The organism is Cytobacillus sp. FSL H8-0458, from assembly GCF_038002165.1.
Classification (GTDB): domain Bacteria; phylum Bacillota; class Bacilli; order Bacillales; family Cytobacillaceae; genus Cytobacillus.
Window position 1 is genome coordinate 2839940 of record NZ_JBBOBR010000001.1, and the last position, 10438, is coordinate 2850377.

Below are 10438 nucleotides of genomic sequence, written 5' to 3' on the forward strand. Positions count from 1 at the left end.
CTAACTATCCCATTTCCGCACCTCCCTTTATTCGATAATATGTAGATATAAGGAATTTGTTGATCAAAATAAAAAGCTGATTCAAGGAAAGTTTGTTCCCTTGAATCAGCTTTCGTTTATCTCTTATTCATATCTTTTAAAGACAATGGTTGCATTGTGGCCGCCAAAGCCTAGTGAATTGCTCATTGCAGCTGTTATTTCTTTTTCCCTGGCCGTATTTGGAACATAATCCAAATCACATTCAGGATCCGGGCTTTCGAGATTAATCGTCGGTGGCAGGATTCCTTCCTTCAGTGCCAGAACTGTGAAAATGGCTTCAATTCCGCCTGCAGCTCCCAGAAGATGTCCTGTCATTGATTTAGTCGAGCTTACTGCCAATTTATAGGCATGCTCTCCGAACACCTCTTTGATTGCCAATGTTTCAAATTTGTCATTATAATCAGTACTTGTGCCATGAGCATTAATATAATCGATATCACCGGGCTGTAAGCCTCCGTCTTCAATTGCCATTTTCATGGCTCTTGCTCCGCCTTCTCCGCCTGGAGCAGGTGCAGTGATATGATAAGCATCCCCAGTAGCACCATAGCCTACTATTTCCGCATAAATTTTTGCGCCGCGGGCAAGTGCATGCTCAAGTTCCTCAAGTACTACAATTCCCGCACCTTCTCCAATAACAAACCCGTCACGATTTTGATCAAATGGGCGGCTGGCTGTTTTTGGATCTGGATTGGTTGAAAGCGCGGTGTTCGCACAAAATCCGGCTACAGACATTTTTGTGATTGGCGCTTCTGCTCCTCCTGAAATCATCGCATCGGCATCGCCGCGCTGAATAACCTTGAAGGCATCTCCGATTGAGTTTGTTCCAGTGGCACATGCAGTCACTGTACATGAGTTAAACCCCTTTGCCCCTAAATAGATGGAGACTTGGCCAGTTGCCATGTCAGGAATCATCATTGGCACGAAGAATGGGCTGACTCTTCTGTATCCGCGTTTCATAAATGTTTCATATTGGTTTTCAAAGGTTTCCATTCCGCCGATCCCTGAACCAATCCAGACACCGATGCGATGAGCATTTTCATCTGTAATCTGAAGGTTTGCATCTTTTACGGCCATCATGGATGAAGCAACAGCGTAATGTGTAAAGCGGTCCATTTTTCTGGCATCTTTTTTATCAAAAAAATCTTCCGGATTGAAATTCTTTACTTCAGCAGCTACTTTAGCCGGGTACTCATCGGCATTTAATCTAGTCAGCGGCCCTACCCCTGAAATACCTGACTTAATATTATTCCATGTCGTTTCTGTATTATTTCCAAGCGGTGTTACAGCTCCGATGCCTGTAACGACAACCCTTCTTTTGTTCATATGATTGCAGCTCCTTTTAAATTATCATCATATTTAAATGAGGTTCTTATCTTCCCCATCTCATCGCAATAGCTCCCCAAGTTAGCCCTCCGCCGAAGCCGACCATCACGAGCAAATCATCATCTTTAATTTTACCCGCTTCCAGTTCTTCCACCAATGCAATTGGAATAGATGCAGCAGAAGTATTTCCGTATTTATCCACGGTTTTCGACATCTTCTCAACCGGAAGTTCCAGTCTTTGACGGGAAGCTTCCATAATGCGGATATTCGCCTGATGAGGTATTAGGAAATCTACATCCTCTTTGGAGAATCCAGCTTTATCAAGTACATTGATGCAGCTTTCACCCATTTGACGAACAGCAAATTTGAACACTTCACGCCCGTTCATAATGATATGTTCATCCTGGTATAGGTGTTTTGCGCCTGTGCCATCTGCTCCTAATTCAAATGATAATATTCCCCGGCCATCCGAGACTGGTCCAATTACAGCTGCACCTGCTCCGTCTCCAAATAAAACGGCAGTATTACGGTCACTCCAGTCTGTAATTTTTGAAAGCTTTTCAACACCTACTACTAAAACATTTTTATACGTCCCGGTTTCAATAAATTGCTGTGCCGTTATGATACCATACATGAAACCTGCACATGCAGCACTAATATCCATTGCCGCCGCCTTACTTGCTTTTAGTCGCTCCTGAAGCATGCATGCAACTGATGGAAAGGGATTATCCGGTGTAACCGTTGCAACTAAAATCAGGTCTATTTCCTTTGCTTCAATGCCTGCATTATCCAATGCTTTAAGTGCTGACTCATAGGCCATATCTGATGTGTCCATGCTGTCTTCCGCAATTCTTCTCTCTTCAATTCCAGTCCTGGTCCGGATCCATTCGTCAGAAGTATCAACTATTTTCTCCAAATCAGCATTTGTTACCACTTTTTCAGGAAGATATCTTCCGATTCCTATAATTCCAGCATTCATGGAGTCCCACTCCCTTTTCAATTTTACAAACCTGTATCCAGTCTCTATCTAAATATTAATATCAATTATTATGACTTGGTACTAATTTTAGCAAATGTTTATATACTAACGCAACACTTTTTACCTTCCCTTACTTATTACTCCACAAATGTCTATACCCAGTCAATTTTTCTTCATATGCTGGTATATAGGCATCTGAAAAGGAGGTAAATAGCATATGCTTGATAAGGATGAAAAAGACAAGGGAAATACAGAAGACCCTTTAACCCATTTTTTATTTGGAGAAAGAGTCAGGAATCCTAAACCAGCTGAAGGCAAAATTGAATTCAACAGCAGTGCTGAAGAAGATCAGGGGAAAGACGACTGGCTTTTCGGCGGCATGAGCAGAAATGCTCATGAAGCTGACGATTGGCTCCTTGGGGGAAAAAGCAGAGAAACTAGTGAAAGGGAAAATACCGGTAAAGAAAATGAAAACAATATCCTGAACAACATTAACTTAGAGGAACTAATGGGCAACATTGATACGCTCATGTCTTCAGCTCATCATTTAAAGCCATTGCTGAAAAAAGCGGGTCCTTTGCTGGAGATGTTTTGGAAAAAGTAGGGGCGGGGTTATACATTATACTTTGCTGGTCCTTCACCCGATAGATTTAAAAATTTTAATATCCTGTATGGCTTTGGGCTTACGCCGCCTCCTGGGGAAGCCTCTTAGCTCAGCACTTTCTTTCAGTAAGAGATCCCTATCTCACCATCAAAATAACAAAAACCAGCCAAAAAGGCTGGTTTCCCATTATTCACTCTCATTCAAAGCATCCGCTTTGCCCATTTCGTAGGCTTCGTTCATGACTTTGGTGAATAGGTTCATGAATGGCTGGATCATTTCCATGGATAGTTCGATGCCTGCTTCGTCGAGCTGCTGTTTAGCTTCTGGCAGGTATTTCATGGCGATTTGCATGAATTCCATGTTTTTTTCGTTCATCTTGCAGTACCTCCTATGTATGATAATTACTATTCAGGCAGTTTACCTGTTTTTTTGAAATTCTCAATGGCAGCGTTTAGTTCTTTTTTGAACTCTTCGTCGACGTCAGGGCTGAATTTTCCGAGTGTAATTACTTCATCCTCAAAATCAAAGGACAGATTCCCTGATTCGAGTTCGCCTTCGTTATATTTTTCTGCCACTAGTTCATATAAAACATCGACATGCTGAATTGTACTGGTCAGGACGACTGATTCGCCCAGATCAGACTGATCGGAAATATAGCCGATGGCGTAGAGCCCTTCTTCTTTCAGCTTTTCGATGACAGGAACATTATACCCATCTCCGGCCGGATAGACAACATCTGTCTTATTGGCAATAAGTTTGTCCAAAAGAGCGATGGCTTTGTTATCATTGTCCCAGTTGCCGACATATTGGATCTGTACGTTCACATTATCATTGATATAGTTTGCACCTTCATAAAAACCTTCTACTTCAGGCTGCCATTCAAAAGCCGCAAGTACTCCTACATTATTCGTTTTCGTCATATGTCCTGCAACCATGCCCCCAAAGAAACCCATGGCATATGCTTCAAAGTTCAAACTGGTGGTGTTTTCATTTTGGGCGTCACCATTAAAGCTGACAAAGTGAATGTCAGGATATTTTTTTGAGATGTTATTAAAGTATGCAGCGTATTCATTGCCATGTCCAAAGATCAGGTTCACACCTTTTTGGTCAAACTCTTTAACAGCTCTTTCAACAACCATCTCTGAATTCATGCCTTCTTTATAATAAACATCAATATCATAATGGGATTGAATCTTTAGCATGCCTTTATAGCCTTTGGTCCCCCATACCTGGTCATTGACAGTATCGGGCACTAATAATCCAGCTTTCTCAAGTTTTCCTGCAGACATCGGCTGTCTGCAGGAGGCCAATAAAAGAAGGCACAAAAGAAGGATCCCTAATTTCTTTAATGTCTTATGCATCTTCTTTTTCTCCGCCTCTCTGTCTTTCGCTTACTACTACCGGTTTAATTTACCAGACTAATTCAATTCTACCTTTTCTTTATCTCAAATGGAAAGATTTTTTTCCGATTTACAAGCTATCCGTACTTCCTAATGAAATAAAATGTCTTCTTTGATTTTCTAGGCCATCTGAGAATTTTACTGAACACTGAATCGTTCTTTCAGTTACTTTTCCTATTGCCAAATCGGGACTTCTCCAATTTTCATTATAGTCTAAGGAAAGATAGTCAGCGCATTTTCGCCAGTGCCCGGTGATACTGCTTTCTAATAGATAGGACTCATCTAAATGCCTATCTGCACTACTTGATAAGAAATTGATGAGATCATCAATATAGATAGCATCATATATCCATTCTCTTTCACTTATTACTACTCTTTCTTTCGCAATCGACTGATGAAAACTAAATTCCTCAGGCTGCCAGGGACCATATATGACAGGCAGGTAAAAGGATGAAACTGAAATATTGTGTTCCTTAAGGATTTTAATAGCATCTTCCAGCCGGCTGTGTGTTCTGCTGATGTCTTTAATCCACTGAATAGGGAGCAGGAATGCAATTTTCACATGAAGGCTCTGGAATAAAGCCAGGTTTTTCATAAGAAATCCTTCAATAAGCTCCTTCTCCCTTAAAGCGGCAAGCTTATTCCTAATATACAAGTCGTATATATCGATAAAAATCATGTCATTTTTTAGTATTTCACCAGATTTAATCCATGCAGAATAGTTTTTTTCACGGAAATTGGCATTCCGTCCGATTGTCAGACGTTTATCGTGAATTAAAGCGCCATCTTTTTCTTTGTCGAAATGAACTCCATCTATCTCGCAGCCCTGTTCCAGAAGATGCTTGCACAGACTGAATCCTATAAATTCAAATGTCCCTAATATGACTGCCCTGTCCATCTTCACCCCTCCTTGGAAGCATATTAATGTATCCTATGCTCAAAGGATTGTCTTTATTTCTTAGCGGAATTACAGCAGATTTACAGAACTTTTTCATATTTTCTAAAGAAGCTTGTCATTTGAGAAGATATTCGCTGTTTTTTATCCGGGAGGATATAAAACACTGAGATAGGGCTATTTTCATTTTCCCATTGTATGGATCGTTTCTTTAAATAATCCGATTGCTTGTAAGCTCTTCCGCCGGCCAGAACCTGAATGATTCTGACGGGGACTTTAAGGCCGGATGTGAGGTTTTTTTCATGTTTGCTGAGAAGATCTGCTATGTTATCCGTTTCTATTTCATATGAAGCTGCCAGTTCTTTTAATAGTTTTTTATAAAAGAACTTATGCTCTTTTTCCTGGTCGAGATGGTGCTTTAGTGAAAGAATAGGATTTATTAATACAGCAGAACGGATTAAATCGCTCATTTCATGCAACAATCTAAGGGCAACCAATGCTCCCATGCCCTCAGCAATAATATGGATCTTTTCGTTTATTATTTCTGTACGCAGGATATGTTCATACAAATACTTAGCTTTCTCAACAGCCCGGTCGCTTCCCCAGTGCCTTCCGTATAAATTTGAATAAAAAATCGTATAGCCATCTTGCCTGAGTTTCTTAATTAATGAATATTTCCCTTCATTTTGAGTCCAAAAACTGCAGTTTCCGTCAACAAAGTGCCGATCATCCCCAATAATAAGAATACCGAAACCACTTGGTTTATCTGGGTAATGAATCATGCACCATTCTGTATCCAGCTGGAAGTTCCGGCTTTCCATAGTAAAACTCCTTTGCAAGTTTGTTCATAATATAATGTATGTAGGTAAACTTAAAATGAAAGGGAGGTTTGCCTAGTTTTAGACAGGTTCATCAATGGGCTGAAAAGAGAAAAAATAAATGTATTTCTTTAATGGCTTATGCTAATATGAAAAGGGATTAATTATATTAGAGGTGAAATAGATGAGATTCTTTTGGACATTCTTCTGGACTTTCCTTCTTGTTCAAATGTTAACGTACGTAGTTTCTTCAATGCTTGGAGCGCCTTACAATTTTGTAACCGGCACTATTCTGGCGGTTGGAACAACTGTTTTAATTTTTGTTGTCGCTTCCATCATTCCTGAAGGTCCTGTTGAGAAAGAAGGCATTCATTAATTTGCAGCTTCTGCAGGAAATGAAAAGAGTCATCCTGTTAATTCAGGATGATTCTTTTCATTTTATCCTTATTTTACCAGCAGTTCAATTTTGCCGTTTTCTGCTGATATGATAACTTCACTTTGATCTTTAATTTCTCCTGCGATTATTTTTCGGGCGAGTGCAGTTTCAACGTTCCTTTGAATAAAACGTTTGAGCGGCCTGGCACCGTAGACAGGATCGAAACCGTTTTCTGCAATATATTCTCTCGCATCATCATTTATACTTAACTTAATATGCTGATCTGATAATCTAGCTTGAAGCTGAGTAATTAATTTTAATACAATACCCTTTATTTCATTGAGAGCTAAAGGCTTAAACAAGATAATTTCGTCCACTCTGTTTAAAAACTCCGGACGGAAATGGCTTCTCAGCTGTCCAAGTACATTGTCTCTGGTCTCTTCAGTTATGTCTTCCTCATTGGCAGAGCGTTCCAGAAGAAAGTGGGAGCCAATATTGGAAGTCATAATGATAACCGTATTTTTAAAATCAACCGTGCGCCCCTGTGAGTCAGTGATCCTTCCATCATCAAGCATCTGCAGGAGGATATTGAATACTTCTGGATGAGCCTTCTCAATTTCATCAAGCAGGATTACTGAATATGGCTTTCTTCTGACAGCTTCTGTCAGCTGACCGCCTTCCTCATAACCTACATACCCCGGAGGAGCACCAATCAATCTTGATACAGCATGTTTTTCCATATATTCGGACATATCAATTCTGATTATTTGTTCCTCACTATCAAACAGTGACTGTGCAAGTGCCTTAGCCAATTCTGTTTTCCCCACTCCGGTTGGACCCAGGAAGATGAAAGAGCCAATGGGGCGGTTCGGATCTTTAATGCCTGCCCTTGCTCTGAGGACAGCATCTGACACAAGCTGAACCGCTTCATCCTGTCCAATTACTCTTTCGTGAAGGATATTTTCAAGGCGAAGAAGCTTTTCACGTTCTCCTTCAACAAGTTTAACCACGGGAATACCTGTCCATCTTGCCACAATGCCAGCAATCTCTTCTTCTGTGACTTCCTCTCTCAGCAGCCGGTCCCCTTGATTCTCATTAACTGCATTTTCAAGCTCTTTCAATTCCTTTTCCAAAGCAGGGATTCTTCCATGGCGAAGTTCTGCTGCTTTATTCAAGTCATAATTATTTTCGGCCTCCTCCAGTTCACGGCGCATTATCTCAAGCTGCTCACGCTTTTCCTGGACTTTTTGGATTCCTTCTTTTTCAAGCTGCCATTTTGCTTTCATGCTATTTGCCTGATCCTTTAGTTCAGCCAGTTCTTTTTGGAGGTCACCGAGTCTCTGTTTGCTTGCTTCATCACTTTCTTTTCTTAGCGCAGCTTCTTCTATTTCCAGCTGCATGACCCTTCTTGTAACTTCATCCAGCTCTGATGGCATCGAATCAATTTCCGTCCTGATCATGGCACAGGCCTCGTCAACCAGGTCAATTGCTTTATCAGGGAGGAATCGGTCTGTAATATACCTGTCTGATAAGGTTGCGGCAGCCACTAAAGCACGATCGTGGATGTTGACTCCATGATGAATTTCAAAGCGCTCCTTCAGCCCTCTGAGAATGGAGATCGTATCCTCTGCATCCGGCTCCTGCACCAGTACCTGCTGAAAACGCCGTTCCAGGGCAGGATCTTTTTCAATATATTTGCGGTGCTCCTCAAGTGTGGTAGCTCCTATACAGTGCAATTCCCCCCTTGCAAGCATGGGCTTCAGCATATTCCCTGCATCCATGGCTCCTTCTGTTTTGCCCGCACCAACAATGGTGTGCAGTTCGTCAATAAAAAGAAGAATTCTGCCCTCGCTTTTCTTAATCTCATTTAATACAGCTTTCAGTCTTTCCTCGAATTCACCCCGGAATTTGGCCCCGGCAATTAAAGCGCTCATATCAAGGGCAAAAATGGTTTTATCCTTAAGGCCCTCAGGCACATCTTTACGAACAATTCTCTGTGCCAATCCTTCGACAATAGCAGTCTTTCCTACCCCAGGTTCGCCTATTAAAACTGGATTATTTTTGGTTTTTCTTGAAAGGATGCGAATAACATGCCTGATTTCACTATCCCGGCCAATTACAGGATCCACTTTCCCTTGTTTCACCTCTGCAACAAGATCTCTTCCATACTTTTTTAAAGCTTCATATGTTGATTCCGGATTTTGCGATGTCACCCTTTGATTCCCCCTAATCTCCTTAATCGCCTGCTCTACTAGTTCTTTATTGATTCCGTATGACTTTAAAACTGCTGCAGTTTCGGTTTCCGCTGCTGCAGCAGCCATGAAAACATGCTCAACTGACATGAAATCATCCTGATAGATCTTCATATAATTTTCTGCTTCTGCCAGCAGCCGCTGCAGTTTACCTGTTATATACAATTTTCCATGTTCCGCTCCTGAACCGGATACTTGTGGTTTTTTCTTCAGTGCTTCCTGCATTTTATTAATAAAGGACTCAGCCTGAATCTGCATTTTTGACAGTATTAATGAAATCAGGCTGTTTTCCTGTTCCACTAAAGCGAGGAATAAATGAGCTTCATCCACCTCCTGATGCTGCCCGCGAATAGCTATGGTCTGTGCATTCAATAACCCTTCCTGAAGCCGCTCTGTCATCCGATTTACGTCCATTATGCAACCTCCCATTTGACCTTTTTTGACCTTTTGTTTTTATTATAATTCAATCTTTTCATATGTAAAGTTTTCAGCTTTTTCCATATCTAAAAAGCCATCCGGTCTTGGGATGGCTCTATTTCCTATTTCCCCAATTTCCATTTAATTAATCAGGGCTTTCTTTTATATGTCCAAATCCGGTTATGGTTGGATGTTTCCGGAAATTGGTCTCCAGCTCTCATTTTAAGCATTTGCGGATTATTGACGTTGCTCCCTGTTTCGCCAACTTCTATATAAATCCCATTATTAGGCGCTTTCTGGCCAGGCTTAAATTGTCTGTTTTGCCCCATCAAAATACCTCCTTTAATCGTAAATCACTTATTATTATTTCCACTCCTGCATCTCTCATAAGGGAAACTATTGGCATTCCAAAAAAGCAATGAACAGGATATTACTTTACTCTGCCATCCTTTTTATTGTTAAATGGGGAGGTGTGAGATTTCAATATGGAGGATTTAATTGTGACTGATTTTCTGACATTGCTTAAATACTTGTTTTTAGGTTTGTTTCAGGGATTTACAGAGCCTATTCCCATTTCATCGAGCGGGCACCTGGAAATTGCCCAGCACTTTTTCAATCTGGACATTAAAGGTCTTAGCTTTGCCCTTCTTGTAAATACAGCATCTTTATTAGCAGTTCTGCTTATATACAGAGAGGATATTATAAGGCTGATTCGAAATGGCATTGCATACGTTACAACCAAAGATAAACAGGCGGAATCAGATTTCCGGTTTATCATTTACTTGATTATCGGTACCATCCCTGCCGGTGTTATTGGCATTTTGTTTGAGGATTTTATTGATGATCATCTTGCCAATATTAAGACAGTAGGGATTACTCTTATCGTAACTGGACTTGCCCTGTGGCTGATCCGGAATTTACGCGGAAGGAAAAATGATGCTGAATTATCTTATAAGGATGCAATCATTGTAGGTCTTGCCCAGGCAGCTGCCCTGATACCGGGAATCAGCCGTTCCGGTGCTACCATTGTAGCCGCTATGGGACTTGGGATGAAACAGGAAACAGCATTAAGGTTTTCTTTCCTTTTATATATCCCCGTAAGTGCCGGCGGAATGATATTGGGTTTCAATGACATTTTAACAGATCCCAATTTATCTGAATTGGCTTTGCCCTATGCTATAGCCTTTTTTGCCTCACTGATTGCATCTTACTTTTCCCTGAAATGGTTTATGAATATTATGGCTAATGGGAACCTGAAGTATTTTGCGATTTATTGTTTTATTGTTGGGCCGCTTGTTTATTTCTTATCTTAATGAAAAAGCCTTCTCAGCGCTG

11 protein-coding genes are annotated in these 10438 nt (G+C 40.8%); 3 read left to right on the forward strand and 8 right to left on the reverse strand.

The window, feature by feature from the left end; translation table 11 throughout:
• Window positions 1-123: 123 nt before the first annotated feature.
• Window positions 124-1362, reverse strand: coding sequence for a beta-ketoacyl-ACP synthase II (gene fabF, locus NYE23_RS13840; RefSeq protein WP_341078675.1), 1239 nt, complete (start codon window positions 1360-1362; stop codon window positions 124-126).
• A 46-nt stretch (window positions 1363-1408) separates the two neighbouring features.
• A complete protein-coding gene (locus tag NYE23_RS13845) occupies window positions 1409-2341 on the reverse strand; it encodes a beta-ketoacyl-ACP synthase III (protein ID WP_341078676.1) in 933 nt (310 codons plus the stop codon).
• Between the two features lie 217 nt (window positions 2342-2558).
• Between NYE23_RS13845 and NYE23_RS13850 the strand changes: the two genes are divergently transcribed.
• Window positions 2559-2945: a hypothetical protein gene (locus tag NYE23_RS13850; RefSeq protein WP_341078678.1), complete on the forward strand. Its 387-nt coding sequence runs from the start codon at window positions 2559-2561 to the stop codon at window positions 2943-2945.
• 186 nt (window positions 2946-3131) lie between these two features.
• Here NYE23_RS13850 and NYE23_RS13855 read toward each other — a convergent pair whose 3' ends face one another.
• The 4 genes from NYE23_RS13855 to NYE23_RS13870 form a co-directional block, all read right to left on the reverse strand.
• The gene (locus NYE23_RS13855) at window positions 3132-3320 is read right to left on the reverse strand and encodes a ComZ family protein (protein WP_076256669.1); all 189 of its coding nucleotides are present in this window, start codon (window positions 3318-3320) and stop codon (window positions 3132-3134) included.
• A gap of 29 nt (window positions 3321-3349) precedes the next feature.
• Complete coding sequence (locus NYE23_RS13860; RefSeq protein WP_341078682.1) at window positions 3350-4306, reverse strand: BMP family ABC transporter substrate-binding protein; 957 nt, start codon at window positions 4304-4306, stop codon at window positions 3350-3352.
• Window positions 4307-4415: 109 nt separating this feature from the next.
• Window positions 4416-5243 (reverse strand): hypothetical protein, encoded by an 828-nt coding sequence (locus NYE23_RS13865; protein ID WP_341078684.1) that lies wholly within the window; start codon window positions 5241-5243, stop codon window positions 4416-4418.
• A gap of 80 nt (window positions 5244-5323) precedes the next feature.
• The gene (locus tag NYE23_RS13870; protein WP_341078685.1) at window positions 5324-6061 is read right to left on the reverse strand and encodes a serine aminopeptidase domain-containing protein; all 738 of its coding nucleotides are present in this window, start codon (window positions 6059-6061) and stop codon (window positions 5324-5326) included.
• Between the two features lie 181 nt (window positions 6062-6242).
• Between NYE23_RS13870 and NYE23_RS13875 the strand changes: the two genes are divergently transcribed.
• Entirely contained in the window at window positions 6243-6434 is a 192-nt protein-coding gene (locus NYE23_RS13875; protein WP_341078687.1) for a DUF2929 family protein, read from the forward strand.
• A 68-nt stretch (window positions 6435-6502) separates the two neighbouring features.
• Here the strand turns inward: NYE23_RS13875 and clpB are convergent, their stop codons facing one another.
• The gene (gene clpB, locus NYE23_RS13880) at window positions 6503-9100 is read right to left on the reverse strand and encodes an ATP-dependent chaperone ClpB (RefSeq protein WP_341078689.1); all 2598 of its coding nucleotides are present in this window, start codon (window positions 9098-9100) and stop codon (window positions 6503-6505) included.
• A gap of 152 nt (window positions 9101-9252) precedes the next feature.
• Entirely contained in the window at window positions 9253-9432 is a 180-nt protein-coding gene (locus NYE23_RS13885) for a YjzC family protein (RefSeq protein WP_076256660.1), read from the reverse strand.
• 171 nt (window positions 9433-9603) lie between these two features.
• On the opposite strand from NYE23_RS13885, the gene NYE23_RS13890 reads away from it, so the two are divergent.
• A complete protein-coding gene (locus NYE23_RS13890; protein ID WP_445662600.1) occupies window positions 9604-10416 on the forward strand; it encodes an undecaprenyl-diphosphate phosphatase in 813 nt (270 codons plus the stop codon).
• Window positions 10417-10438: the final 22 nt, after the last annotated feature.